At 34.7% G+C, this 26,007-nt stretch carries 21 protein-coding genes and 1 riboswitch; of the genes, 11 read left to right on the top strand and 10 right to left on the bottom strand.

What is annotated here, in order from left to right:
• Positions 1-4: 4 nt before the first annotated feature.
• Positions 5-1,831 (bottom strand): ABC transporter ATP-binding protein, encoded by a 1,827-nt coding sequence (locus tag LZQ00_RS07415; RefSeq protein WP_234514149.1) that lies wholly within the window; start codon positions 1,829-1,831, stop codon positions 5-7.
• A 194-nt stretch (positions 1,832-2,025) separates the two neighbouring features.
• On the opposite strand from LZQ00_RS07415, the gene LZQ00_RS07420 reads away from it, so the two are divergent.
• Entirely contained in the window at positions 2,026-3,198 is a 1,173-nt protein-coding gene (locus LZQ00_RS07420; protein WP_234514151.1) for a pyridoxal phosphate-dependent aminotransferase, read from the top strand.
• A 6-nt stretch (positions 3,199-3,204) separates the two neighbouring features.
• On the top strand, positions 3,205-4,047 hold the full coding sequence (locus LZQ00_RS07425; protein ID WP_234514161.1) for a prephenate dehydrogenase: 843 nt from the start codon (positions 3,205-3,207) through the stop codon (positions 4,045-4,047).
• A 43-nt stretch (positions 4,048-4,090) separates the two neighbouring features.
• On the opposite strand, the gene LZQ00_RS07430 is transcribed toward LZQ00_RS07425, so the two are convergent.
• The 4 genes from LZQ00_RS07430 to LZQ00_RS07445 are packed head-to-tail and all read right to left on the bottom strand — an operon-like array spanning position 4,091 to position 10,245.
• On the bottom strand, positions 4,091-7,150 hold the full coding sequence (locus LZQ00_RS07430; protein ID WP_234514163.1) for an efflux RND transporter permease subunit: 3,060 nt from the start codon (positions 7,148-7,150) through the stop codon (positions 4,091-4,093).
• Positions 7,151-7,167: 17 nt separating this feature from the next.
• On the bottom strand, positions 7,168-8,235 hold the full coding sequence (locus LZQ00_RS07435; RefSeq protein WP_234514165.1) for an efflux RND transporter periplasmic adaptor subunit: 1,068 nt from the start codon (positions 8,233-8,235) through the stop codon (positions 7,168-7,170).
• Between the two features lie 2 nt (positions 8,236-8,237).
• Positions 8,238-9,602: a TolC family protein gene (locus tag LZQ00_RS07440; protein WP_234514167.1), complete on the bottom strand. Its 1,365-nt coding sequence runs from the start codon at positions 9,600-9,602 to the stop codon at positions 8,238-8,240.
• A 25-nt stretch (positions 9,603-9,627) separates the two neighbouring features.
• Complete coding sequence (locus tag LZQ00_RS07445) at positions 9,628-10,245, bottom strand: TetR/AcrR family transcriptional regulator (protein ID WP_234514169.1); 618 nt, start codon at positions 10,243-10,245, stop codon at positions 9,628-9,630.
• 219 nt (positions 10,246-10,464) lie between these two features.
• Positions 10,465-10,579: riboswitch (SAM riboswitch) on the top strand.
• Positions 10,580-10,811: 232 nt separating this feature from the next.
• On the opposite strand from LZQ00_RS07445, the gene LZQ00_RS07450 reads away from it, so the two are divergent.
• Genes LZQ00_RS07450 through LZQ00_RS07460 form a run of 3 tightly spaced genes read left to right on the top strand, consistent with a single transcriptional unit; the run spans position 10,812 to position 14,421 of the window.
• A complete protein-coding gene (locus tag LZQ00_RS07450; RefSeq protein WP_234514179.1) occupies positions 10,812-12,119 on the top strand; it encodes an O-acetylhomoserine aminocarboxypropyltransferase/cysteine synthase family protein in 1,308 nt (435 codons plus the stop codon).
• A gap of 43 nt (positions 12,120-12,162) precedes the next feature.
• The gene (metX, locus tag LZQ00_RS07455) at positions 12,163-13,215 is read left to right on the top strand and encodes a homoserine O-acetyltransferase family protein (protein ID WP_234514181.1); all 1,053 of its coding nucleotides are present in this window, start codon (positions 12,163-12,165) and stop codon (positions 13,213-13,215) included.
• 24 nt (positions 13,216-13,239) lie between these two features.
• The gene (locus LZQ00_RS07460; RefSeq protein WP_234514183.1) at positions 13,240-14,421 is read left to right on the top strand and encodes a homoserine dehydrogenase; all 1,182 of its coding nucleotides are present in this window, start codon (positions 13,240-13,242) and stop codon (positions 14,419-14,421) included.
• A gap of 453 nt (positions 14,422-14,874) precedes the next feature.
• On the opposite strand, the gene radC is transcribed toward LZQ00_RS07460, so the two are convergent.
• On the bottom strand, positions 14,875-15,564 hold the full coding sequence (gene radC / locus LZQ00_RS07465; RefSeq protein WP_234514185.1) for a RadC family protein: 690 nt from the start codon (positions 15,562-15,564) through the stop codon (positions 14,875-14,877).
• Positions 15,565-15,755: 191 nt separating this feature from the next.
• On the opposite strand from radC, the gene LZQ00_RS07470 reads away from it, so the two are divergent.
• A complete protein-coding gene (locus tag LZQ00_RS07470) occupies positions 15,756-16,214 on the top strand; it encodes a peptidylprolyl isomerase (RefSeq protein WP_234514186.1) in 459 nt (152 codons plus the stop codon).
• A gap of 23 nt (positions 16,215-16,237) precedes the next feature.
• Complete coding sequence (locus LZQ00_RS07475) at positions 16,238-16,639, top strand: DUF5606 domain-containing protein (RefSeq protein WP_234514187.1); 402 nt, start codon at positions 16,238-16,240, stop codon at positions 16,637-16,639.
• A gap of 68 nt (positions 16,640-16,707) precedes the next feature.
• On the opposite strand, the gene LZQ00_RS07480 is transcribed toward LZQ00_RS07475, so the two are convergent.
• Positions 16,708-17,748 (bottom strand): quinone-dependent dihydroorotate dehydrogenase, encoded by a 1,041-nt coding sequence (locus tag LZQ00_RS07480; protein WP_234514189.1) that lies wholly within the window; start codon positions 17,746-17,748, stop codon positions 16,708-16,710.
• A 51-nt stretch (positions 17,749-17,799) separates the two neighbouring features.
• On the opposite strand from LZQ00_RS07480, the gene LZQ00_RS07485 reads away from it, so the two are divergent.
• The 4 genes from LZQ00_RS07485 to LZQ00_RS07500 all read left to right on the top strand — a co-directional run bounded on the left by LZQ00_RS07485 (position 17,800) and on the right by LZQ00_RS07500 (position 22,012).
• On the top strand, positions 17,800-19,716 hold the full coding sequence (locus LZQ00_RS07485; RefSeq protein WP_234514191.1) for an ABC-F family ATP-binding cassette domain-containing protein: 1,917 nt from the start codon (positions 17,800-17,802) through the stop codon (positions 19,714-19,716).
• Positions 19,717-19,785: 69 nt separating this feature from the next.
• Complete coding sequence (locus LZQ00_RS07490; RefSeq protein WP_234514193.1) at positions 19,786-20,391, top strand: SDR family NAD(P)-dependent oxidoreductase; 606 nt, start codon at positions 19,786-19,788, stop codon at positions 20,389-20,391.
• A 36-nt stretch (positions 20,392-20,427) separates the two neighbouring features.
• The gene (locus LZQ00_RS07495) at positions 20,428-20,598 is read left to right on the top strand and encodes a hypothetical protein (protein ID WP_234514195.1); all 171 of its coding nucleotides are present in this window, start codon (positions 20,428-20,430) and stop codon (positions 20,596-20,598) included.
• A 10-nt stretch (positions 20,599-20,608) separates the two neighbouring features.
• Positions 20,609-22,012 carry an AMP-binding protein gene (locus LZQ00_RS07500; RefSeq protein WP_234514197.1) on the top strand — a complete coding sequence of 468 codons (1,404 nt, stop codon included), beginning with the start codon at positions 20,609-20,611 and terminating at the stop codon, positions 22,010-22,012.
• A 91-nt stretch (positions 22,013-22,103) separates the two neighbouring features.
• On the opposite strand, the gene LZQ00_RS07505 is transcribed toward LZQ00_RS07500, so the two are convergent.
• From LZQ00_RS07505 to LZQ00_RS07515, 3 genes are read right to left on the bottom strand one after another with little or no spacing between them, the layout of a single operon-like run.
• Positions 22,104-22,760 (bottom strand): MgtC/SapB family protein, encoded by a 657-nt coding sequence (locus LZQ00_RS07505; protein ID WP_234514199.1) that lies wholly within the window; start codon positions 22,758-22,760, stop codon positions 22,104-22,106.
• Between the two features lie 15 nt (positions 22,761-22,775).
• Positions 22,776-25,151 carry an endonuclease MutS2 gene (locus tag LZQ00_RS07510; RefSeq protein ID WP_234514210.1) on the bottom strand — a complete coding sequence of 792 codons (2,376 nt, stop codon included), beginning with the start codon at positions 25,149-25,151 and terminating at the stop codon, positions 22,776-22,778.
• Between the two features lie 13 nt (positions 25,152-25,164).
• Positions 25,165-25,962 carry a DUF4296 domain-containing protein gene (locus LZQ00_RS07515; protein ID WP_234514212.1) on the bottom strand — a complete coding sequence of 266 codons (798 nt, stop codon included), beginning with the start codon at positions 25,960-25,962 and terminating at the stop codon, positions 25,165-25,167.
• Positions 25,963-26,007 lie beyond the last annotated feature (45 nt).

Below are 26,007 nucleotides of genomic sequence, written 5' to 3' on the forward strand. Positions count from 1 at the left end.
CAAATTAATCCGTGAACTGTTGCATATCGATCAGTTTTTTATATAATCCTTCTCTTTGAATCAATTCATTATGATTACCTGATTCTATAATTTGCCCCCCATCTATAACGACAATCTTATCTGCATTTTGAATCGTACTCAAACGATGTGCAATAACAATAGTTGTACGATTGTCCATCAATTTATATAATGAATCTTGCACCAATTTTTCTGATTCGGTATCCAATGCTGAGGTAGCTTCATCCAGCAACATGATTGGTGGGTTTTTAAGAACAGCACGAGCAATACAGATACGTTGACGTTGCCCACCAGAAAGTTTGGCTCCACGATCGCCTATATTAGTTTGATACCCTTCTTCAGTTTTTAAGATAAAGTCATGCGCATTTGCGATTTTCGCTGCTGCTTCGACTTCTTCTTGTGTGGCGGTAGTGTTGGAGAAGGTAATATTATTAAAAATCGTATCATTAAACAGAATTGACTCTTGATTAACAACACCAATTAGGCTTCGTAAAGACTCTTGATCTAAATCTCTTAAATCAGTGCCATCAAATAGGATTTTACCTCCAGTCACATCCATAAAACGTGGAATTAAATCGATTAAAGTTGATTTCCCTCCTCCTGAAGGTCCTACTAAAGCAATTGTTTGTCCCTTCTCGATCGTTAAATTAATATTGTCTAAAATCGTCTTTTCACCGTAAGCAAAATTTACCTGTTGAAAATCGATCGTTTGATTAAAATCACGTACGCATATAGCATTGAGTTTATCATTTACCTCGCTTTTTGTATCAATCAATTCTAAAACACGTTCACCTGCAGCAATCCCATTATGAATATTACTAAACGCATCTGTCAACGCTTTTGCTGGTCGCATAACTTGAGAGAAAATAGCGATGTAAGCTATAAATTCAGAAGCTCCGAATTCTTTACTTCCAGATAATACCAAATTTCCACCGTATAATAGAATAACGGCGACCATGATTACCCCTAATAATTCCGATACAGGAGAACCCATTTGTTGACGTCTTGCCATTGCACGCATGATACCTGCATACCGATCATTCTCATCATTAAATCTCTTTTTGACGAAATTTGTACCATTAAAGGCTTTAATGATACGAACACCCGATAATGCTTCATCTAAAAAGGAAATCATATTGGCATAAGATGTTTGTCCTGCAATTGCTTGTGCTTTTAACGTTTTTACAATTTTCGATATAAAAAACGCGGATACTGGAATGACAAGCATAGCGAAAAGTGTTAATTTTGCTGAGATGACAAATAGCATCACTAAATAAGCGATCAACTGAAGAGGTTCTTTAAAAGCAACCTGCAAAGTACCTGTAACAGAATACTGTACAACTTGTACATCAGATGATACTTTTGAAATAATATCTCCTTTACGCTGTCCATTAAAATAACCCAAATGCAAATCCATTACATTATCAAAAACAGTTCTACGCAAATTCAATAAAGTATGGATTCGTAAGTTTTCCATAATCCGCTGGGATAAGTAGCGGAATAAATTACTGATGAATACGGAAATAACAATGACAATACATACATATTTCAATGCTCCATATGCTCCAAATTGTTGATTGGCCAAACTTGCGTAGTAATTGAAATAACCTAGTATATCAAAAAATCCTTCTGGTTTTACTACAACCGCTTGGGACGAAACTTGATCTGTATTAAAGAGGGTTTGTAATAAGGGTGCTAATAAAGCTAGGTTTAAGGTACTGAATACGACTGTAATTAACGTACAAAGAATATACGGAATTGCATATTTTTCAATCGGCTTTGCAAAAGATAATAACCTAAAGTAAGTTTTCATTTATAAGATTAAGGAAACAAAAATAGCAAAAATACGCACAATATAGCATCAATAGCTGGATGGCTTTGAAATCTTGCAATGCGATGATACAATCGATTACATTCAATAAATAGCAATAAATACGATGAATTACTATTATTTTAATAGATAAAACCCTACTTTAGTCTTTATAAAGACTAAAATACTAGAATATAATGCAAATAGAAGTTGCCAAAAGGTTGCAACAAACCGAAGAATACTATTTCTCAAAAAAATTAAGAGAGATTGATGAGCTCAATAAAGCTGGTGCTCGCGTGATTAATTTAGGCATTGGAAGTCCTGACTTACCTCCTCATCCTGATGTGATTCAGACTTTGACTATAGAGGCGGCTAAACCAAATGTACATGGTTATCAAAACTATAAAGGATCTCCAGTACTGAGGCAGGCAATTGCGGATTGGTATCAACGTTATTACCAAGCTACATTCAATCCCAACACCGAAATATTACCTTTAATAGGTTCTAAAGAAGGTATTGTTCATATTTGTATGACTTATTTGCAAGAAGGTGATCAGGTGTTGATTCCCAACCCTGGATATCCTGCCTATGCGGCAGCTGTAAGGCTCAGCGGTGCAACAGCGGTTACTTATGATTTATCTGAGGAAACCAATTGGCTCCCGGATCTAAAAGCTCTTGCTGAAAGCGACTTATCTAAGGTTAAATTAATGTGGATCAACTATCCGCATATGCCTACTGGCACAAGTGCAAATGAACAATTTTATCATGAACTGATTGCATTTGCCAAAGCGCATAATATCTTAATTTGTCATGATAATCCTTATAGTTTTATTTTGACAGATGCACCTAAGAGTATCATGACAATTGCAGGAGCTAAAGAGGTTGCTTTGGAATTAAATTCGCTAAGCAAGTCTTCTAATATGGCTGGATGGCGTATGGGTATGTTAGTTGGTGCAGAAGAACGGATTAATGAAGTTTTACGATTCAAGAGTAATATGGATTCGGGTATGTTTTTACCTGCTCAATTAGCCGCTGCGAAGGCATTACAATTAGATAAATCTTGGTATGACAAATTAAATGCAACCTATCATGCAAGACGTGAGCAAGTGTTTATAATCATGGATTTGTTAGGTTGTACATACAAAAAGGATCAAGTAGGGTTATTTGTTTGGGCGAAGACGCCAGATCGATATACATCCGGATATGATTTGAGTGACGAAATTTTAAATAGTACACGTGTTTTCATCACTCCTGGAGGAATCTTTGGTAGCGCGGGAAATAACTATATTAGAATTAGTCTATGTGCTTCTGTTGACGTATTGAAAGAGGCTATTGAACGAATAAAAGAGGCTAAAATTAGTTTAGATTAGAAGAAAATGATGAATATAGCCATTATAGGCGTTGGTTTAATTGGCGGCTCGGTTGCCATGAAACTAAAAGAAAATAAATTCTGTGATCAGGTCTTTGGTGTTGACAAAAGTGATGCAAACTTAAATAAAGCATTGCAGATTGGTTTTATAGATCAAAAAGCGACTTTAGAAGAAGCACTAGCGAACTGTAAAGTTCTCATTTTGACAGCACCTGTAGATGCGATTATCGCATTAGCTCCTAAGTTATTGGATCAGGTAAAAGATCAGGTAATCATTGACATGGGATCAACAAAACTGAATATTCTTCAGTTGATTTACAACCACCCCAATCGTGGTCGCTATGTGGCAGCACATCCAATGGCAGGTACAGAATATTCTGGACCTGAAGCAGCATTACCAAATTTGTTTAAAGACAAGATGATGGTTTATGTGGAGGCATTCAAGTCGGATGAAGATGCCTTTGAACTAGCGGATGCCATTACGGAGCAATTGGAGATGCGTACTTCCTTTATGACTGCTGAAGAACATGATACCCATACGGCTTATGTTTCTCACATTTCGCATTTAACGTCTTTTGCTTTAGCTTTGACTGTTCTGGAAAAGGAGAAATCTCAAGGAAGAATATTTGAATTGGCAGGATCTGGATTTGAGTCTACTGTTCGTCTTGCCAAGAGTTCCCCAGACATGTGGACACCTATTTTCAAGCAAAATAGAATAAACGTTTTAGAGGTTTTGGAGGAGAATATCAAACAATTGCAAGCATTACGAGATGCTATTCAAGAAGAAGATTATACGCATTTACATAAACTTATTAAAAAATCGAACAAGATTAAACGTATTCTTAAGTAATAAAAAAGAGTTGCTGATTAAAATCAGCAACTCTTTTTCTATATTAGACTTTTGATTCTGGTTGTATTTTAGGTGGAATCAGTTTATATATAACTGGTGTCATAATCCTTGACAACAAAGTAGAACTAATCAATCCTCCTATCATAACAATCGCTAAAGGAGAGATTAACGGATTGTTGGACCAAGCAATGGGTAGTAAACCTCCTATTGCAGTTAAAGTGGTCAAAATAATAGGTAGAAACCGAAGCTCTCCTGCTTTTTCAATAGCATCATTTAATGCCATCCCCTCTCTCCTTAATTGATTTGTAAAATCAACGAGTAAGATCGTATTCTTCACCTCAATTCCTGCCAAGGCTATCAATCCTATAGTAGCTACAAATGAAAGCGTATTACCCGTTACTAACAAAGCTAGAATAGCACCTACAATACCCAAAGGTATAACGGACAATACAATCAGTGTGCTTTTAAATGTTTTGAATTCTAATATCAAAACCGCAATAAACATAAATATGGTAATCATGATGATTGTCCCAAAACCTCCAAAAGCAATTTTCCGACTTTCCACATCTCCCCCCATCTCGTAGCTATAACCTTTAGGAAATGGAAACTTATCCATTTTGGCGATCACTTCCTGAATGACATCATTGTTATTAAAACCTTTTGCAACAAAAGAATTTACAGAAACAGTACGATCTTTATTTTGATGATAGATGTTCGCTGGAGAAGATTCAAATTCAACAGACGCTAATTGTGCTAATGGAATTGCTGTTCCCATAACATTGTTAACGAAAACACCTTTAAAGACATCCAAATCAGGATAATTGCTTCGGGGAACTGTCACTTGGATTTGATATTCATTATCTTCTGAATTGGGGTCGGTAAATGTGCCAATATTAAAACCAGCCAACACCACACGAATTGTTTGGTCAATTTGGATAGCAGGCACCCCTAAGGCCATCGCTTTCTCTCGATTGATGTTAATTCTAATATCAGTCTTATTATTCTTAATCGGATTATTGACATAAATGGATCCATTGGTTGTCTTTAATATTTTTTCCACCTGTGCAGCTAGCGACTGTAAGCTATCCAAATTTTCACCAAACAATTTTACTTCAATGGGTGAGATAACAGGAACTCCTTGCTCAAAATTACGGACTTCAATCACCCCTCCTAAATATGGTGTCCACTTTCGTTGTAAATTTTCAATGAGTTTTAACTTCTCTTCAGAATTCACGTCATCATGTAACTGTACAAATATATCGGCATAAGAAGAGTTTTCGGATCCTTGTTGCATATTGTAGTATATGCGTGGGTTTCCTTTCCCAATATTACTAGTGAAATATTTGATTTCTGGAATTTGTCTCAATTCATTTTCTATATTTTTAGTAATACGATCTGTCTGTAAGATATTGCTTTGCAATGGCGCCTTCACATGTATCATAAATTGAGGTTTTTCTGAAGGAGGAAATAAACTAAATCCCGCCAAGGGAATAAGTGCTACTGATCCAATAAAGATAGCAAGAGCAATCAAAGCGGTCATGACAGGTCTTTGCAAGGCTTTATCTAACCAAACGGCATAGGTTCCATGAATCAGTTTTTGTAAGCCTCTTAATAGAAAATTACCTTCTTCCGATGCATGAGGTTTTAAAATTTTGCTGGCTAAAAACGGTACGACTAAAAGTGCTACAAGCATGGATCCAATGACAGAAGTAATAACAGCAGTTGGCAGACTACGAATAAAATCCCCTGACATCTCTGGCATGAACATTAAAGGTAAGAATGCGATGACTAAAGTAACTGTACAACCTAAAACAGCCAAAGCTATTTGATTGGTGGCTTTTACCGCTGCATCAAATTTTGAATATCCCTCTCGCATCCAACGTTCTATATTTTCTACGACAACAATACTATCATCTACAACAAGTCCCAATGCCACCACAAAGCCAACAATACTCAATTGGTTCATGGAATAACCAAAAATGTTTAATGCAATCAAACCTAGTCCCAATGATAAAGGTATAGCGATCATGACAACAAGGGATGCTCGAATTCCCAGGGGTAATAAGGTAACTAAAACCAATACAATAGCGATCATAAAGTCAATACCCAATCCACCTAATCGTTTATTTACATTGGTTGCTTGATCAAAATTAACGACAAAAGTTACGTTGGCAGGCAATGTTTTTTGAAATTCAGCAAATACCTTTTCATATTCTTTTTGGGTTTCTGTAATATTCATACCCTCCTTTTGTGCCGCATTTATCAATACAGCCTGATAACCATTCAATCTGGTGATGTGGGTTTCGGCTCCAAAAGTTGGATATACTTGTGCAATATCTTTTAACAACATATTCTTCCCTTCAGCACTAGCAATGATTGTGCTTTGAATTTGTGCTATACTTTGGTAATTGCCACTTGTTTTAACACTAAAAGATTTATCTCCAGCAATGACGCTACCTCCAGGAATATTTTGATTTTCATTTTTAATGGCTTGAATAACGCGGTCTAAAGGTATTTTTAATTCAGCCATTTTCGCCTGATTCATGTCCACTCGAATCAGCTGATCCGATAATCCATTTACTTTTATGTCCTTGAGTGCTTTAACCTTTTGTAAACGAGATTTAAGATCATCCGACAATTTTTTCATGGTTGACTGAGACGCATTTTCTGAAATTAAAGCCCCTTGAATCACACTTACCCCTGTAGGGTCGATTTTCAATACTTCGGCACTATAAATATTGTCGGGTAATTCGGATCTTGATGCGGCAAGTTCTTGTACCAATTCCTGATACTTATCGTCATAGTCCGTTCCATATGCAAATTCTACCATGAAAAAAGCAACACCATTATTGATCGTTGTTTTGATTCGCTTAATCCCATCGAGATCATAAAATCGGGCCTCTAATGGTTTAACAATCAACTGTTCCATGTCTTTAGGACTTGTTCCGGGATGAATAACCACCACAGGATAATTTGGCGGTTTCATATCGGGATCTTCCGCTCTCGGCATTGTCAACACGGTACTAATTGCCACTACCAATACCATCAGCACCATGATTAAGGTAAACTGATAGTTTTTAATGGGATATTTAATTAAACTCATAACGTTTTCCCTTATTCCTATTTTTTACTTTTAATCTGTATAGGTGATCCATCAACTAAATACGGACTTCCTGCTACAATTAATGCTTGCGCATTCTCCAAACCTGCAACAATTGTTACTGTATTTTTATCAATAGATGCAACTTGGACTTTGACACGTTTAGCTGTTTTATTATCTTCTGTAATAAATACATAACCTTCTTTTCCATCTCCATCCAATAGCGATTCATATGGAATATGCCATACAGATTGATTGTTCATATTGGACAATATTGTTGCTTTTGCAAAAAGTCCTGCAGCAATTTTTGCTTTAGGTACTTCTTTGAGCATGAGTTCTATGGAAAAGGTTCCAGATTTGGGATCAATTCCTTCAGATTTTTTGGACACAAAGGCTATTAGCTTTTGATTCCCTAATGCGTCTGAGATAATTGTTGCAGCATCTCCTACTTGTATACCAGCCCATTGTCTGTCGGCCACACCAACTTTCAATTTCCATTTATCATCAGCAGCCCCATTTACTTGTAAAATAGGTGTTCCAGGACCAACAACCTGACCATCCTGTGCTAATTTTGCAAGTACATAACCATTCGAGTTGGATCGGATTTCAGAGAAATTTTGATTAACCTGCACTGTATTCAAATCTTGCTTAGCAACTTCCAAGGCTGTTTTAGCATTCTGCATCTGCTCTAACGTAGCGACACTGTCATAATACAGCTTACTGGCTCGTTCGAAATCTCTTTTTGCTTTCTCATAACCCAATTTAGCTTGCGCAGCTTTTGCATTAATTTCAGAAGTGTTTACACGTGCTAATAGCTGACCTTTGCTAACGGTATCACCTTCCTTAACAAATATTTTCTCCACAATTCCCCCATTTTTAAAACTTAATAATGTCTCATCATCTGTAGTGAAAACACCTGTCGCTTCTACACTAGCAGTCAATCCATTGGTCTGTAAAACCATTAAAGTAACAGGAATCGTATCCAAAACTGTTATCTGATTTTTTCTTTCATTATGCGAACAACTTGTAGCCAACAGACTTGAACTCAAGAGTAAACTAAATAGTATACGCGTATTTGCTGTATTCATGATTAAGGGAATAAATAAGTTGCAGATTCTCTTTCCAACTTTGCTAAAGATGTCAAAAGTTTATATTTCTGTATATTTAAAGCTAATTTTGCTGAGGTATATTGTGTTCGGGCGTCAATTGTTTCTATGTAGGTATTTACACCAGCTAAAAAGCCTTTTTGAATCAATCTTTGATAAGTACCTGCAGATTCCAATTGTACTTGAGCTTGTTGATAGTTCTTATTTGCTGCTACAACTTCATTCTTAGCAACTTCGACAACCATATTCAGCTGTTGCTCGGCTTGAGCCAATTTATTTTTTGCGTCGGCAATATCAATTTTAGATTCTTGAATTTTTAATCGATTTCTATTACCATTAAAAATAGGCATTTGCAATTGTGCTCCAATCATAAAATATCGAGAGTCATTATTAAATTTTAACCCCTCTGCTTGAGAACCTAAGTCCAAAAAAGCATTCAGTTTTGGAACCAAAAATTGCTTATTCATTTTATATAAAGATTCCTGAATTTCTATATTCGTTTGTAATGATTTCAGCTCTTCTCTTTTCTGATAGGTTAAAGACAATAAGTCTATCTTTTCTAACTCCTGCGTTACTTGTGTTGAATCACTGATCAGAATTTCAGCATTCATATTTCTATTCAATAAGGAATTGAAATAAATTTTCGTGTTCTTTACTTGTTGTTCTGCGGTTACGATCTGTGCTTCTGCTTGTGCGATCTCAGTTTGCGCACGAATCAAGTAAGCAGGTAATCCTTTTCCTGCATCGATCAATTTTTGATTTACACGTAGGCTTTCATTTGCTAGCTCCCAAGATGATTTATAAATAGCAACAACCTGAAGTGCCATATTATAATTAAAATAAGATTCTTTAATTTGCTTAACCAATTCTCTTTTATAGATCTCCACCTCATTTTCGTGCAATATGATCTGATTCTTTTTAATATTTTTATTATGTCCAAGATCTGTATTTAGCAAAGGCATACTGGTTCTAATCTTTGCATCATAATAATTTTGAGGTAGGAAGTTAATCTGTTGATTCTCAATTGCTGGAAAATTAGACGATTGCGTCAGGGCATTTAAAGTATTATAAACAGGATTTAACATATCTCCTACAGGAAGATTGATACTACGACCTCCTTGTGCTTCTGTATAGGTAATATCAACATTAACGGAAGGTAAATATAAAGATTTAGCAACCTGTAGTCCATTTAATGCTTTTTGAAGTGATAAATTCTTTTGTTGTATGATCAAATTACTATCCAACCCATGCTGGACATAATTTTGCAACACCTCATCTTGCGCTTTAGCTGGTTCTATCAATAAAAAAATACAACATATAATAGGAACAAAACGATAATAAATCTTCATTATTAACAGTGTTTTTTATTTTAAATTATTTTGTTGATTCCATGTAATGTGTATACAATCGATATACATCATCTATAATTTGTTCGGTATTTTTTTTAGCGCTAATTTCAGACAACAATTTGACCAAATGCCCAGAAATATAAATACTACATAGACCATGAACAGTTGTCCAGGCTTGCAATGCAACAGTCAAACTATCATCACCTAAAAAATAGCCTTTTGATTGACAAGCGATTACAGTTTGTAACAAAAAACTAAAGACATCATCTCCTTCTTCCCATTGTCCACCCATACAATGGTGATCTAAAAACTCCATTGGTTCTTTGGTTACAAACATCAATTCGTAAAAATCTGGATGACTAATCGCAAATTTGATATAAGATTTTCCAATCGCTTTTAGGCGTTCAAAAGGATCTTCTACATATTCCAAAGCAAAAAACATTTCCTTCATCATATTAAAACCCTCTTGATGTAGCGCATATACAATGTCACTTTTATCTTTGTAATACAGATAGATAGTTGTTGGACTTATGTCTAGTTTGGCTGCAATTTTACGAATGGATGTCGCATTATAACCATCTTGAGCGAAAAGTTTTTTTGCCTCTTCCAGGATACGCTTACGCAAATCGACCTTATCTTTCATTTTCTTTGATTCTATAGTTAATCGTTATTCAAATATACTTAACACTGTTAATATTTCAAAATTTATACTCCTATTTTTCAATAAAAGTACTACCTCATCGTTTTACAATGTTTTAAACAAATAATTCAAAATTATTTTGGTTTATTAAATTCAAGACCTATATTTGCACTGTACTTCAAATAGAAATACATCTAATCAACACCTTTCTTTTTTGGTCTTGATTTATAAAGAAGTGGCGAGAGACTGGCTCAATGACCCACTGGCAACCTTCAAAATACGTTTGAAAAGGTGCCAATTCCTGTCCAAAGCAATATTACTTTGGAGCATATAAATGAAACGACAATGATGATTACATTACAACAAAATAAGACGACTAGTCCAAAAGTTAACGTAAACTGTAGCACGGTTACATCTTCATGTATTCGAATGTGTTCGCACATGTTTACATTGTCTTGTTAATCAATCTTATTTTTTAAAAATTTTATTGTTTGCAAGTACATATCCATGTGCGAAGCCTTATCCAAAAGTTTTCTTAACAAATTTTCAACCAATTAATTAGAACTACAATGTCTGATAATAAAAATCTTAAATTCGAAACACTTCAAGTGCATGCAGGTCAAGTTGCGGATCCAACAACTGGTTCGCGTGCTGTTCCTATATATCAAACAAGCTCCTATGTATTTGAAAATGCAGAGCACGGAGCGAATCTATTTGCTCTAAAGCAATTTGGCAACATCTATACACGTTTGCAGAACCCAACTACGGATGTTTTTGAGAAACGGGTAGCTGCACTAGAAGGTGGTGTAGCTGCTTTGGCAGTTGCTTCAGGTCAAGCTGCACAATTTATTGCTCTTAATAATATTTTAGAAGCGGGTGACAACTTTATTTCAAGCAGCAACATCTATGGGGGTACTTACAATCAGTTTAAAGTTGCTTTCAAAAGATTAGGTATTGAAGTCCGATTTACCCAAGAAACAACAGCTGAAGAATTCGAGGCGCTAATCAATGAGAAGACAAAGGCTTTATTTTTGGAAACTATTGGAAATCCGAGCTATGATATCCCTGATTTTGACAAAATAGCTGCTGTTGCTAGAAAGCATGATATCCCTCTTATCGTTGACAATACTTTTGGGGCTGCCGGTTATTTATTTAAGCCATTGGAACACGGTGCTGCAGTAGTAGTAGCGTCCGCTACAAAATGGATTGGTGGCCATGGTACTAGCCTTGGAGGTGTTATTGTTGATGGTGGCACATACAATTGGGGCAATGGTAAATTCAAGCAATTTTCTGAACCTTCGGATGGCTATCATGGATTAATTTTTTCTGATGTATTTGGTATTCATGGTCCTTTTGGGAATATTCAGTTTGCCATCCGCGCTCGCGTGGAAGGTCTTCGCGATTTTGGTCCTGCTATTTCACCCTTCAATTCTTTTCAATTAATACAAGGATTAGAAACATTATCATTACGTGTTCAACGTCATGTAGACAATACTTTAGAGGTTGCAAAATGGCTTGAAGCACATCCTCAAGTAGAAAAAGTAAATTACCCTGGTTTGAAAAGCTCTCCTAGCTATGGGAATGCTCAAAAATATTTAAAGAATGGATACGGTGCTGTCCTCTCCTTTCAAATCAAAGGTGATCCTACAAAAGCTAATGATTTTATCGATAGTCTTGAATTAATAAGTCATCTGGCAAATGTGGGTGATACAAAATCATTAATCATTCACCCAGCAGCGACAACACATCAACAATTAAGTGAAGAAGAGCAAAAAACTGCTGGTGTATTTCCTGGTTTACTTCGTTTATCTGTTGGTATTGAACATATTGATGATATCAAAGAAGATTTACAACAGGCTTTTGATAAGATAAAATAGATTAACATAGATCCGGAGAGTATTTTTATAAGAAAAAGGGAGCATGAGTATCAACACATATCAATACAAAGAAACCTTTACATTTGAAAATGGAGAGGAAATCAATAACCTTGAAATTGCTTATCATACTTATGGAAGATTAAATGCTGACCACAGCAATGTTGTTTGGGTATGCCATGCGTTAACTGCCAATTCAGATGTTTTGGATTGGTGGCCAGGATTATTTGGTGAACATGATTTGTTTAATCCAAGGGATCACTTTATTGTATGTGCTAATGTTATCGGATCCGGCTACGGGAGTACAGGCCCCTTGAGTATTGACCAGAAAACAGGTCTACCTTTTTATCTGTCTTTCCCTACATTTACGATCCGCGATTTAGTGAAAGCACATCAATTACTTGCGGATCACCTGGAAATCAAACAGCTTCAAGTGCTTATTGGTGGTTCTTTAGGTGGGCAACAGGCATTAGAATGGGCGGTATCCAATACCATGATTATCAAAAATCTAATTGCTATTGGCACAAATGCGGCGCATTCACCTTGGGGCATTGCATTTAATGAAAGTCAAAGACTTGCCATTACAACAGATCGTACATTTTATGCCAACCAGGCTGATGGTGGTTTAAAAGGATTAAAAGCAGCTCGTTCTATTGCCCTATTATCGTACAGGACTTACGATACCTATGGGGCAACACAATTAGAAGATTCGAATGAAAAAATAAGTGATTATAAAGCTGCATCTTATCAAAACTATCAAGGAGAAAAATTTAGTAAACGTTTCAATGCTTATAGCTATTGGTACTTAACTAAAGCGATGGATAGCCATAATCTAGGCAGAGGGCGTATTTCAATTGAAGATACACTTCGAAAAATTCAATGTCCGACATTGGTAATTGCCGTATCTACGGATAATTTATTCCCAACGGATGAACAAAAATTTATTGCTAAATATATTCCTAAGGCTACTTATTTTGAAATAGAATCTTTCTATGGACACGATGGCTTTTTAATCGAAACAAAGATTCTTTCGAAAGGAATTTCAAATTTTTTAAATAAAAAAACAATAACTGATGAAGCATATTCATCTTTAAACTAACATTATATAAAGCGTAAAACCAGCATGAGTAAAAAATTGACGATTGGAATGTTTGGATTCGGAGTTGTAGGACAAGGATTATATGACATTATCAAGACCAAAAATTTAAATTTAGAGATTAAAAAATTTGTCATCAAAAATGCTGACAAAAAAAGAACATTACCTGCAGAATTGTTTACAACAGATGCTGAAGTAATTCTTGGAGATCCAGAAATCAACACCGTAGTTGAATTGATCGACGATGCTGAGGCAGCTTATCTGTTAACAGTGCGTGCACTCAAATCAGGTAAGAATGTTGTTTCTGCAAACAAAAAAATGATTGCTACTCATTTAGAAGAATTGGCTTCTATTCAACAAGAGTATGGCACGAGCTTATTATATGAAGGTGCGGTATGTGGAAGTATTCCAATTATCCGTAATCTAGAAGAATATTATGATAATGAATTGCTACATGCTGTAACTGGTATTTTTAATGGATCATCTAATTTTATCCTTTCGAAGGTATTCAATGAAAATCAAGCTTATGGAGATGCATTAAAAGAAGCACAAGACTTAGGATTTGCAGAAACTGACCCAACTTTAGATGTAGGTGGATTTGACCCTAAATATAAATTAACTATTGTAGCTTCTCATGCTTATGGTATTTATGTGAATCCTGATGATGTCTTCAATATTGGAATTGACAAATTGGGCTCACAGGATATTCGTTTTGCAAAAGAAAAAAATTTCAAAATCAAATTGATTCCAACTGCCAGAGAAGTTGATCATAGCAAGGTCATTCTCTATGTTATTCCTAAGTTTGTCAGCTCAGACAACATTTTATTTAATGTTGAGAATGAAAATAATGGAGTCTTAGTTAAAGCGGCTTTTGCAGATGAACAGTTTTTCTATGGCAAAGGAGCTGGAGGCCACCCAACAGGCTCTGCTGTATTATCCGATATTACAGCTCTTCGTTATGATTATAGATATGAATATAAGAAACACTTGAATACAAATGCATTGACATATAGCAATGATCATGAGATCAAAGTGTATTTAAGATATGAAGATGATCGCTTAATTGAAAAATTAGGTTTTACAGAAATCATTGAAAGATATTACGCTCCTGATTTTAAATATGTTATAGGAACCATCAATTTACGACAAATCAGTGATTTGAAAGCTGAAATTCACCAAGATGGTAACTTTATTGCAGAGATTGCATAAATTTTAGTAAAACTAATTAAGGCAAGGACTTGATCCTTAAGTAATATTATTTAAAAAACGCTGAATACCTTTATCTATTCAGCGTTTTTTGATTCGTGGAACAGATTTAATTATGTATAATTAAATCTGTGGCCTAAAATTTGCATTATTATTTTATTATCACTACATTGTGTGGTAACTAATATATAAAAACTTATAAATTATGGCTAAGTGGTTAACAATTCTACTGATAATGGTAGGCAACTTGGTTTTTGCAGATACAGATACCATCAACGATTCACAACATCATTCTAATTCTAGTTATATAATTCTGGCAGTTGTTGCTTTAATTGCAATTATATTTATTCTGTATAGAAGACAGAAAAGAAAATTCAATGAATAATGAAAGAAAAAGGGAAGCTAAGCTTCCCTTTTTCTTTCATTACCGTCTGCTAACAACCTTATGCTATTTTTTTAATCCATTAAACCTTCATCTCGAAAGCTATAATAAGAATCGTCTGTAAAAATCACATGATCATTGATCTTGATGTCCATTATTTTAGATGCTTCAATAATTTTTTTTGTTAAAACTTTATCCGCTTGACTTGCCGATAATGTGCCAGATGGATGATTGTGAATTAAAATGAGTGAACTAGCTTTGCAATTAAGCGCATTTCGCAAAATAATACGAACATCCACTGGAGTAAAATCATTTCCACCTCGCCCTATTAATTGTTTGTCTAAAATTTTGCACCTTGTATTGAGATATAGTACCCAAAACTCTTCATGAGGAAGATCTTGCATTTGATATTTAAAATATTCATACACACGTTTGCTGCTATTCAATACTGGTTTCTCTTCATGACTAGCTTCTTTGCGTCGACGTCCCAACTCTAAAGCGGCAATAATAGCTACAGCTTTAGCCTCTCCTATTCCTTTAAAGGTACACAACTCACTAACTTCTAATTTTGAAAGGTTATTTAAATTATGTTGAACATTGGATAAAATTCTTCGGCATAACTCGACAGCTGTTTCTTCTCGAGAACCAGAACTAATTAAAATAGCTAATAATTCTGCATCTGATAATGCTCTTCTTCCCTGTTCTACTAATTTTTCTCTTGGACGATCTGACTCCGCCCAATCTCTAATAACCAGTTTTTGCATATTAATAAGTAATTAAATATAAATAGGTATATATTATTAACCAAATTAATCATATTATTTAAAATATAAAATAATTATTATCCACAATTTAAAATAAAGAATTTTCTTAAACATCGGATTTGCTGTAGGATTCTTTTTTTCAAATCGTTTTGAAATCTTATCTTTGTCGTTGAACATATTAGTTTAATAAAATGAGTAAAGCGATTATCAAAACAGAAAAAGGCGACATGACTGTACAATTTTATACAGCAGATGCTCCAAATACAGTTGCAAATTTTATCAAATTGGCTAAAGAAGGCTATTATGATGGATTAACTTTTCACCGTGTACTTCCAGATTTCGTTATTCAAGGGGGTTGCCCAAATTCTCGTGAAGGTGCTTCTGGCATGCCTGGAACAGGTGGTCCTGGTTATAAAATCGATTGTGAATTGACTGGAGAAAATCAATACCACGACAGAGGTGTATTATCTATGGCACATGCTGGTCGTAATACCGGTGGTTCTCAATTTTTCATCTGTCATAGCCGTAACAATACTGCTCATTTAGATAGAAACCATACGTGTTTTGGTAAAGTTATTGAGAATGTAGATATAGTGGATGATATCCGTCAAGGCGATCGTATTTTAAGTATTGAAGTTATTGAAGACTAGTTTTCAGTAAGAAAAAAAATATTATGAATTTAAGAGCATTAGTTTCTGTAACAGGAAAACCAGGGTTGTTCAAATTAATTGGGCAAAATAAAGGAGGATTTATTTTAGAGACTTTAGATAGCGCTAAAATTAAATCTGTAGTTAGTTTGTCTACGACTAAAATGGCTACTTTAGAAGATATTACCATATACGGAGAAGAGGAAGAAATTCGTTTGTTGAATGTTTTTGAAACAATCAAAGAAAAGGGATTGACAGTAGATCCGAAAGCGGATGGTCAAACGCTACGTAATACTTTTAACGAAGTAGCTCCTGGTCATGATGAATCTCGTGTATATTCATCTGATATCAAAAAGATTTACACGTGGTACAACATTATAAAAGATTTGCCATTGTTTGAAGAAGAAGCTCCTGCTCCTTTAGTATAATCCAATCGGTATTACAAGAAAAGGCTTAACAATTGTTAAGCCTTTTCTTGTATAAAATCAGTTATTTATTACTTTCCAGCTTGCACGATGCCTTTGCAAATATTCGTAATTAAAGCAGGTCCTTCATAAATAAAACCAGTATATATCTGAACGAGACTCGCTCCTGCATCCAGCTTTTCAATTGCATCTGCTGCAGAATGGATCCCACCTACTCCAATGATAGGAAAAGATCTGTTTGATTTATTTGATAAATACCGAATTACTTCTGTAGAACGCTTGGTCAAAGGAGCACCGCTCACTCCACCTGTTTCTTTAACCAAATGTTCTTCACTACGCAATCCCTCTCTTGAAATAGTGGTATTGGTCGCAATAACACCTGCTATATGTGTTTCCTGAACGATTTCTACAATATCATCCAATTGACTATCGGTCAAATCAGGTGCTATTTTTAACAATATAGGTTTCTTATTTGTTTTTTGCTCGTTCAATCCCTGAAGCGTATTCAAAATTTGTTTTAGTGGTTCTTTTTCTTGTAAGTCACGTAATCCTGGTGTATTCGGAGAACTTACGTTAACGACAAAATAGTCCACATAATCAAATAAAGCATTGAAACAGTAAATATAATCATCTACTGCTTGTTCATTTGGGGTTACTTTATTTTTACCAATATTTCCTCCAATTAAAAGTCCTTTCCGATCTTCCGATGACAGGTGTTTTAAACGGTTTGCTGCTACGTCAGCCCCTTGATTATTAAAACCCATTCGGTTAATTAATGCTTTATCTGAAATAAGGCGAAACATTCGTGGTTTATCATTGCCAGGTTGAGGTTTTGGTGTCACGGTACCAATTTCAATAAAACCAAATCCAAAATTTGCCATATCGGTTATGTATTCGGCATTTTTATCGAATCCAGCGGCTAATCCTACTGGATTTTTAAACTTAAGACCAAAGACTTCACGTGCTAAGTTTTTATTTTCAAAAGTATAAAGGCTTCTTATTAACTTTTTAGCACCCCAGATTTTTGAAAATGTTTTTAATCCTCCTGTTACTGTATGATGAGCAGATTCAGGATTCATTGAAAAGAAAATAGGTTTGACTAATTTGTACATATCCACAAAGGTAGGCAAAGAAGAAGAAATTTCACTACTTTTGCAATCGAAATGATATCAATAAATAACTTAACATTTGAAATTGGGTCTCGAGCATTATATGATGAGGCCAATTGGCATATTAAACCTGGAGACAAGGTTGGTCTAATTGGAGCCAACGGTACCGGCAAATCCACTTTATTACGATTGATCGTAGGACAGTATACCCCTACTTCAGGTACCATATCAATGGCGAAAGACTTAAAAATTGGTTACTTAAACCAAGATTTATTGTCTTATCATTCTGATAAAAGTATTTTACATGTGGCGATGGAGGCTTTCGAGCGCCAAAATCAATTGCATACAGAAATAGAAAACCTGCTACAAAAATTAGAAACAGATTATTCTGATGATATTCTAAATAAATTAAGTGACAAGCAAATGGAATTCGATGCTTTAGATGGCTATAGTATTGAATTTCGTGCGCATGAGATTTTGGCTGGTTTGGGATTTTCAGAAGATGAACAAAAACGCCCTTTAGCTACCTTTTCTGGAGGATGGCGTATGCGTGTCATGTTAGCCAGGATCTTATTGCAAACTCCTGATATTTTGTTGTTAGATGAGCCAACCAACCACATGGATTTACCTTCTATCAAATGGCTGGAAAATTATCTACAAGCATTTGAGGGGGCTATTGTCATTGTATCTCACGATAGGTATTTCTTAGATCGTATTATTAAAAAGACTGTTGAATCTCGCAAAGGTAAATTGACACTTTATGCAGGTAACTATAGCTTTTATTTAGAAGAGAAGGCATTGCGCAGTGAGATCCAGGCAGGTCAATTCAAAAATCAACAAGCGAAAATAAAACAGGAAGAGCGCTTAATTGAGCGTTTCCGTGCAAAGGCTTCAAAGGCAAAAATGGCTCAGTCCCGTATTAAAGCGCTAGACAGAATGGAGCGTGTGGAAGATGTGGATGATGATAATCCTACTGTAAACTTCAGTTTCAAATTTACAAAACCATCTGGACGGCATGTGGTTACTTTGGAAAATATTTCAAAGTCATATCCCAATTTAGAGATTCTTCAAAATACGGAAGGAATCATTGAAAAAGGAGATAAAATTGCTTTAATCGGTGCAAATGGAAAAGGTAAATCAACTTTATTACGTATTGTAGCTGGAGCTGACAAAGAATATGAAGGAAAATCTGAGCACGGGCACAATGTATCTCAAACATTCTTTGCTCAACATCAATTAGAGGCTTTGCATTTAGAAAATAGCATTATTGCTGAAATGCAAGCATTTGCACCAAAACATACAGAAACAGAACTTCGATCAATTCTAGGTTGTTTCTTGTTTTCTGGAGATGATGCTTTCAAAAAGATCAAAGTTCTTTCAGGAGGTGAAAAATCTCGTGTCGCATTAGCTAAAGCACTTACAGCGGATGCGAATTTCTTAGCATTAGATGAGCCTACCAACCACTTGGATATGCAGTCGGTCAATATATTGATCCAAGCGCTTCAACAGTTTGAAGGAACATTAATCGTGGTATCTCACGATCGTTATTTTTTAGATAATGTTGCCAATAAAATTTGGTTTATCGAAGATAAAGAGATTAAGGAGTATCCAGGTACTTATCAAGAATACGAAGAATGGAATGCTAAGCGAATTATCAAACCTGTAGAAAAAAAGGTTGAAAAGAAAATTGTCGTTGAGGAACCAAAAAAGGTAAAACCTGCTCCTACTGAGGATAAATTCAAATTAATCAGTAAAAAGAATAAAGAATTGGCTTCTTTGGAGCTAAAAGTTGCTGAAAAGGAGCTTCAAGTAAACCGTTTAGAAACAGATTTAGCAAAAGAAGAGATTTATTCTGATGCTATTAAATTGCAGGAATATACGCGTAATTACAATTCTTCAAAAGCTGAGCTAACACAGTTACAAAAAAATTGGGAAGATTTAGCTGAAGAAATTATAGCATTAGAAGATTAATTATATTCATCTTTTAAAAAGGATATGCAATAAATTTGTTTATTGTATATCCTTTTTTATCAAAGTAAAGTGAAATCGACCTGGATAGAAAGCATAGCATTCCCAAAAGTTTTTCTCAATAAAAAGAAGGCTTTACAAGCTTTCCGAGGAAAAACTATTTTAATTACAGGAGCTAGTGAAGGCATTGGAAACGCTTGTTGCATTCTCTTGTCCAAATTTCAAGTTCATTTGATTTTAGTTGCACGTTCAAAGGAAAAATTAGAAGCTCTGAAGGAAGTTATCGTCAAAAACAATTCCACTGCTACTATCCTTATTGCTGACTTATATAAAGAAGAGCAGGTCGATCATTTAATTGAACATCTTTGTACGAAACAGACGCCAATAGATATATTCATCTCTAATGCAGGAAAATCAATTAAACGTCCCTTACAAAATTCGTTACTTCGCTATCACGATTTTACAAGAACCAATTCTCTCAATTATTTAGCTCCTTTAAAAATTTCATTAGCCCTAACTCCGATCCTATCCAAGCAAAAAGGACAAATCGTCAATGTTTCTGCTTTAAATGTTTTATTATTACCTACAGCCCAATGGGCGGCTTATCAAGCGTCCAAAACTGCTTTTGATCAATATTGTCGATCGAATCAATCCGAATGGAAAAAAATGAACATTTGACTTAAAACAATTTATTTACCTCTCGTAAAAACAGGAATGATTGTTCCTAACCTTGCCTATCAACAAGTTCCTGCGATGGAAAAGGATGAAGCAGCTTTACGTATTTTAAAACTTTTGTTAAGTACATCCAATTATTCTAAACCATGGTGGTCATTTTTACCGATAACATTAGGTTTTTTCAGTCGAAAAATATGGGATCGTTTTTAACTGGTATACTATGACATTACGACAAAGAATGAGTTTTTCTATACAAGTATTAAAATCAATCTTTTCTACCTTTCGGTTTGGAGTTAACCTGTATGCATTATTAAAGTCTGTTAAAAATTTAAATAATACATTTATAAATGATGGCTACAACAAGATTAGTTATGCGACACTTTACAAAGAAACTCTGCTTGTTATAGACAAATTAAAAAACTTTCCCTCCAATCACATCTCTCAAAAAGTTGTTCTTATTGCTGACAATAGTTTTAATTTTATTCAATATTTATTTGCACTTTCTGCGCTTTCTCGAGAAGTGATTATTATCAATCCGCATTTAGCTGAAGGTCAATTAGAAAAAATTTTAAGCAACTATAGCGCTAATCTGATTATTACAGACAATAGTGTGCAGATAAAAAATATTGACCTTCAACTAATTGTCTATTCTTTTGCAGAGATTAATGCGTTTCCCATAAGTAAGAGTATCCGAAAATTAAAACGAAATCAAGGAAAAATAACCATTTTAAGTACAGGTAGTTCAAATATGGCGACAGCGATTGAACGTAAACTTGAGGTAACGAAAATTTGGAACCCATTTATAGAATTGGTCTCTAAATTATCTTTATTAGATTATTCTTCTAGTCAAATCACTGTCCCTTTTTATCATGGTTATGGTTTAGCGAGTTTAATTTTGGCATTATTTCTAAAACATGACATCTATTTTTCTTCGCATTTTAATTCAAAACTGATCGTACATTCGATTAACAATAATCGCATAGACTGTCTTGTTGTGATACCTTCTATGATTGGCAAATTAATAGATATAGATGCATATGCACTTGGGAACTGCAAGTGTATCATCTCTGGTGCTGACAAGCTTGAGCCGCAATGGACTTCCTATGTGATCAACCAGTACAATAAAACCAAAATCTTCAATTTGTATGGCACAACTGAATTAGGTATCTGCAGCATTGCTGCTCACGATGATTTAATGATGGCCAATGATACAATCGGACGCTTTCTAAAAGGGATAAAATACAATCTGGAGGCTGATCATGAACTCAAAGTAAAATGCTCTTGGATGCAAGATCACGATAATAGCCTATATATCAGCACGGGAGATTTCATTCGCCAGGATGATACTGGACTATTATATTATTTAGGAAGAATTAACAATTCACTCAATATTGGAGGTGAAATCGTTAATTGTAATGAATTGGAGAAAACAATAGCTGTATATCCGTCTATTATGAAAACTAAAGTGGTAGGTCATAAAAACGAAAATTTAATCACCGAATTGAGATTAGAAGCTACTTTAAAAAATGATGTTTATTTTAATGAAACAGATTTTAAAAATTGGTTGCACGAAACTCTTCCTAAATATTTGCAACCAAAATCTATTCACTATAAGAATAATTGAATGGTTAAGCATTAATTTTAAATATTATTAGATCGGATTCGCATTTAAAATTTAGAAGGGAAAGAGACTATTCGCATTATCCAAGAATTGCTCAATTATAGTAAAACTCTTTCACCTCTGGGATATAAATTAGCCTTTCATTGAACTTATTTATATTTTCCATTTTTCCAGATAAATCATATATAATGGCCAATCCACCATCAAGTTTCTCTATCGTTTTTCGACTAAACTTTACATTGAATTTTGTTGCCTCCTGTTCAAAATTAGAAATTTGATCAAAGTCACAGGTTGCAAATCGAACATGAACCGTACGGATTAAATAATAGCGGGATAATAGTTGTTCAATTTGTTGGAATAATGATAAAATAATAACCATAAAAATGGTGAAAAACAACGCTAATTTTGTTTCTCCTATTCCAGCAATCATTCCTACACCAGCAGTTGACCAAATTACCGCAGATGTGGTTAGTCCTTTAACCGAAAGTTTTCCTTTAAAAATTACTCCTGCTCCAATAAAACCAATACCTGTTACAATATTTGCAGCAATCCGATCATCATTTCCATTTCCTCCTATCATTCGGGAAACAACAGTAAAAACAGCAGAACCAAAACAGATCAATACAATTGTTCTGAATCCTGCTGATTTATTTCTGTATTCTCGTTCAAACCCAATTAAAGCACCACAAAATATGGAAACGACAACGTTCCAAATATACTGGTTATCGAAAAAGTCGAAAAAAGAATCCATAGCAATCAAAGATTTTTATAAATAAGCATACGTAATACCATCTCCACCTCTGTCCTGGTGTTCGTCTTCAAAACGAGAAATATGACTATATTTCCGAAGATAGTCACGAATAAACTTACGAAGAATACCATCTCCTTTTCCATGAATAATTTTTAAAGATGGATAACCAATCATAACTACCCTATCCAATACTTTCTCTAATTCATATAAAGCATCTTCTGTCCGCATACCTCGTAAGTCAAGTTCAGGATTAAAGTCAGCAACAGCATGAGATGAAATTGTCTTAGTTCCTGCTTTAACTGCTTTTTTCAGCTCTTTACCATTGAGTTTAATAACATTTTTACGTTTTTGGACTGTCCTTAATTCACCCATGGCTAAAATCAAATTATTCTTAGCGACTTCCAATACAATCGCTTCATTACCTGAATCAATTATCTGAACCCAATCGCCAACACTAAGCTCTTCGGTGTTATCAGGTATAATAATTGGTTTCTTTTCAACTTTTTTCTCCTTAGGAAGAATGGTCGAAAAGGAACTATCCAATTTAGCGCGTATAGCTTTTGTTTTCTCTTTATCAGCTTGTACAGATTTGATTTCGGCAACCGTATTTTCAATTAATTTATTTGAATTTTTCAAAAGTATCTGTGCTTCTTCTTTTGCCTTTTTAAGAATTAATTTTTTATTATCTTCCAGATATCCTTGCAAATCTTCGTATTCTGACTTTATACGGATTAACTCTTTTTCTCTTTTCGTTATAGCAGATTTTGTATCAAATATTTCTTTCTTCTCACGCTCTAAATCCACTAATAGTGTGTCCACCTTCTTTTGATGCGTACCTACCTTCAATTTAGCAAGATGGATGATTTCTTTATTTAATCCAATTTTTTGTGCAATCTCGAAGGCATAAGAACTACCTGGCTTTCCAATCTGTAAAATATACAGCGGTCTCATCGCTACATTATCAAAAAGCATTGATGCATTTTCTAAACCCACTGTTTGATTAGCAAACACTTTTAAATTTGAGTAGTGCGTTGTTACCACACCTCGAATGGATTTTTTATTCAGCGTTTCCAAAACAGCTTCTGCAATAGGCCCTCCAAACAAAGGATCTGTACCGGTTCCAAATTCGTCGATCAAAACAAGCGTACGTGCAGTAGCAAATTCTGTAAAATATTTCATTTTTGACAGATGCGCACTATAAGTACTTAAATCACTTTCTATAGATTGATCATCTCCGATATCTGCAAAAATTTGTTTAAAAACACCCACTTTAGAATTAGCGTCTGCAGGGATGAGTAATCCTGATTGTACCATAATTTGCATCAAACCAACGGTTTTCATACAAACAGATTTTCCTCCAGCATTTGGGCCTGAAACGACAATCACACGTTGTATCTCATCTATTTTTATATTTAATGGAACAATCGTTGCTCGTTCATGTTGGGTATTCAGCATCAATAGTGGATGACGAGCATTTACCAAATTGATTTCTGCTTCCTTGGACAATTCTGGCATTTCAGCGTCCAAATCCAAAGCAAATAAAGCCTTAGATCGTACAAAATCAACTTTCGTTAACAGACCATCATAGGCCAATAACAAAGGAACATGTGGTCTGAGCTTAGTCGTTAATTCAACCAAAATACGGATAACCTCTCTCCTACGTTCAAATTCCAGATCTCTAACCTTATTATTGAGATGAAAGACCTCTTCTGGCTCAATATAAGCTGTTTGCCCAGTTGCAGATTCATCATGAATTAAGCCTTTTAGCTTGCGTTTATTCTCCGCTAAAATTGGTATACACAGTCGACCATCACGAATAGTGAGATTACCGTCAGCTGTCCAACCACTGTTTTGTGCATTTTTAAAAATAACATCAATACGCTTACGAGCTTCTTGTTCCGCTTTTAAAATACTTTGAGAAAGATCGAGCAATAAACGTGACGCATTATTTTTCATTTTACCTCGATCATCAATAATCATTTCGATATCTCGAATAATCTGTTTCTCAATAGGTAAATGCTCAAAAAGTAATTCTAAATTTGGGTATTGACCTTCGCGATCATTAAAATAGCGAATAATAGCATATACTGTTTTTAAAGAAAGGAGAACACGATAAAACTCTTCTTCCATTAAAAAAGCACCTTCGACTTTAGCCTTTTCGACTAAAGCTCGAATGGGATAAAGATGATCCACGGGTAGTGCATCGTCACTAGTCAAAAGATCTTTAAATTCATTTGTTTGACGCAAAAACTTATCAATTTGGTCAAATCGAGTTTGTGGTTGTATTTTATCAACCAAATTACGCCCCGACTCACTGATGCATTTCTGCTTTATCAATTCCTTAATCTCGGCAAAACCGAGCTTATCACTTGCGTTATTAGGATAAATCATTTTTTTATTCTTGTTAATTAACTGGTTTTGGATGTAGAACATCCTTTTTCAATCTGGATTTTCCATCCAATAAAATCGGAGGTTTTTCCGGATTTTTAACCTCCTTACTTTCACTTGTAACTGGCACTTCAGTTGGTACCTTTTGCGTTCCCACTGTCGAAGTATGTCCAGCACTTGTGGAGGGTGTTGCTACAGGCACTGCTGCAGGATTCACCCCAACAGGAGAAGGTGCTGTCTGTCTTGCTTTTTCTAATATATAAGTTTCCAGATTATAGCCTCCTTTCAGTCCTGTTTTTTCAAAAAAATCATGTGCTGAATTTTTATAATTCAACCGGATACTATCGGGCTTATAATGCAAAATCATATTCTTTTGCATCTCATAAAGTGCTATAAAATTATTAATACGAGTCATGCTATCCTGATAACGTACATTTCGAATGGAATCTCTAGCACGTATTGAATCCATTTTCGCTTTGTCTATCTTCATGTACCCCTCATTCATCTTTTTAAGATTACTACCCACTTCTTCATAAATTTTAGTCATCGCTTCAGCATCACTGGCATAATAGGCTAAATTCTTTTTAAAAGTGGTCGAGTCGAGATCATATTTCTTGAAAGTATGATCATACAAAGGGAAAATAACTTTTTTCGCACTATCTGTATTAATCGTTGATAAATATGAATCAGTCAAATAAATCTCCGTTAAGACCTTTACAAAATCTTTTTTCGAGATAATATCTTTCTCATTTGCACCTTTACAAGAAACAAATAAAAAAATCAAAGCAAGTACATTCAGTATTAATCGTTGCATTTCGTAATTTTGTACAAATTTATAAAAAGGGCTGGCATTTGGCTC

It is taken from the genome of Sphingobacterium sp. SRCM116780, from assembly GCF_021442025.1.
In the GTDB taxonomy this organism is placed as follows: Bacteria; Bacteroidota; Bacteroidia; order Sphingobacteriales; family Sphingobacteriaceae; genus Sphingobacterium.

What these genes read in the sequence shown, in the direction of transcription:
- LZQ00_RS07415 (WP_234514149.1), bottom strand. Translation starts at nt 1,831, where the DNA reads ATGAAAACTTACTTTAGGTTATTATCTTTTGCAAAGCCGATTGAAAAA.
- LZQ00_RS07420 (WP_234514151.1), top strand. Translation starts at nt 2,026, where the DNA reads ATGCAAATAGAAGTTGCCAAAAGGTTGCAACAAACCGAAGAATACTAT.
- LZQ00_RS07425 (WP_234514161.1), top strand. Translation starts at nt 3,205, where the DNA reads ATGATGAATATAGCCATTATAGGCGTTGGTTTAATTGGCGGCTCGGTT.
- LZQ00_RS07430 (WP_234514163.1), bottom strand. Translation starts at nt 7,150, where the DNA reads ATGAGTTTAATTAAATATCCCATTAAAAACTATCAGTTTACCTTAATC.
- LZQ00_RS07435 (WP_234514165.1), bottom strand. Translation starts at nt 8,235, where the DNA reads ATGAATACAGCAAATACGCGTATACTATTTAGTTTACTCTTGAGTTCA.
- LZQ00_RS07440 (WP_234514167.1), bottom strand. Translation starts at nt 9,602, where the DNA reads ATGAAGATTTATTATCGTTTTGTTCCTATTATATGTTGTATTTTTTTA.
- LZQ00_RS07445 (WP_234514169.1), bottom strand. Translation starts at nt 10,245, where the DNA reads ATGAAAGATAAGGTCGATTTGCGTAAGCGTATCCTGGAAGAGGCAAAA.
- LZQ00_RS07450 (WP_234514179.1), top strand. Translation starts at nt 10,812, where the DNA reads ATGTCTGATAATAAAAATCTTAAATTCGAAACACTTCAAGTGCATGCA.
- metX (WP_234514181.1), top strand. Translation starts at nt 12,163, where the DNA reads ATGAGTATCAACACATATCAATACAAAGAAACCTTTACATTTGAAAAT.
- LZQ00_RS07460 (WP_234514183.1), top strand. Translation starts at nt 13,240, where the DNA reads ATGAGTAAAAAATTGACGATTGGAATGTTTGGATTCGGAGTTGTAGGA.
- radC (WP_234514185.1), bottom strand. Translation starts at nt 15,564, where the DNA reads ATGCAAAAACTGGTTATTAGAGATTGGGCGGAGTCAGATCGTCCAAGA.
- LZQ00_RS07470 (WP_234514186.1), top strand. Translation starts at nt 15,756, where the DNA reads ATGAGTAAAGCGATTATCAAAACAGAAAAAGGCGACATGACTGTACAA.
- LZQ00_RS07475 (WP_234514187.1), top strand. Translation starts at nt 16,238, where the DNA reads ATGAATTTAAGAGCATTAGTTTCTGTAACAGGAAAACCAGGGTTGTTC.
- LZQ00_RS07480 (WP_234514189.1), bottom strand. Translation starts at nt 17,748, where the DNA reads ATGTACAAATTAGTCAAACCTATTTTCTTTTCAATGAATCCTGAATCT.
- LZQ00_RS07485 (WP_234514191.1), top strand. Translation starts at nt 17,800, where the DNA reads ATGATATCAATAAATAACTTAACATTTGAAATTGGGTCTCGAGCATTA.
- LZQ00_RS07495 (WP_234514195.1), top strand. Translation starts at nt 20,428, where the DNA reads ATGATTGTTCCTAACCTTGCCTATCAACAAGTTCCTGCGATGGAAAAG.
- LZQ00_RS07500 (WP_234514197.1), top strand. Translation starts at nt 20,609, where the DNA reads ATGACATTACGACAAAGAATGAGTTTTTCTATACAAGTATTAAAATCA.
- LZQ00_RS07505 (WP_234514199.1), bottom strand. Translation starts at nt 22,760, where the DNA reads ATGGATTCTTTTTTCGACTTTTTCGATAACCAGTATATTTGGAACGTT.
- LZQ00_RS07510 (WP_234514210.1), bottom strand. Translation starts at nt 25,151, where the DNA reads ATGATTTATCCTAATAACGCAAGTGATAAGCTCGGTTTTGCCGAGATT.
- LZQ00_RS07515 (WP_234514212.1), bottom strand. Translation starts at nt 25,962, where the DNA reads ATGCAACGATTAATACTGAATGTACTTGCTTTGATTTTTTTATTTGTT.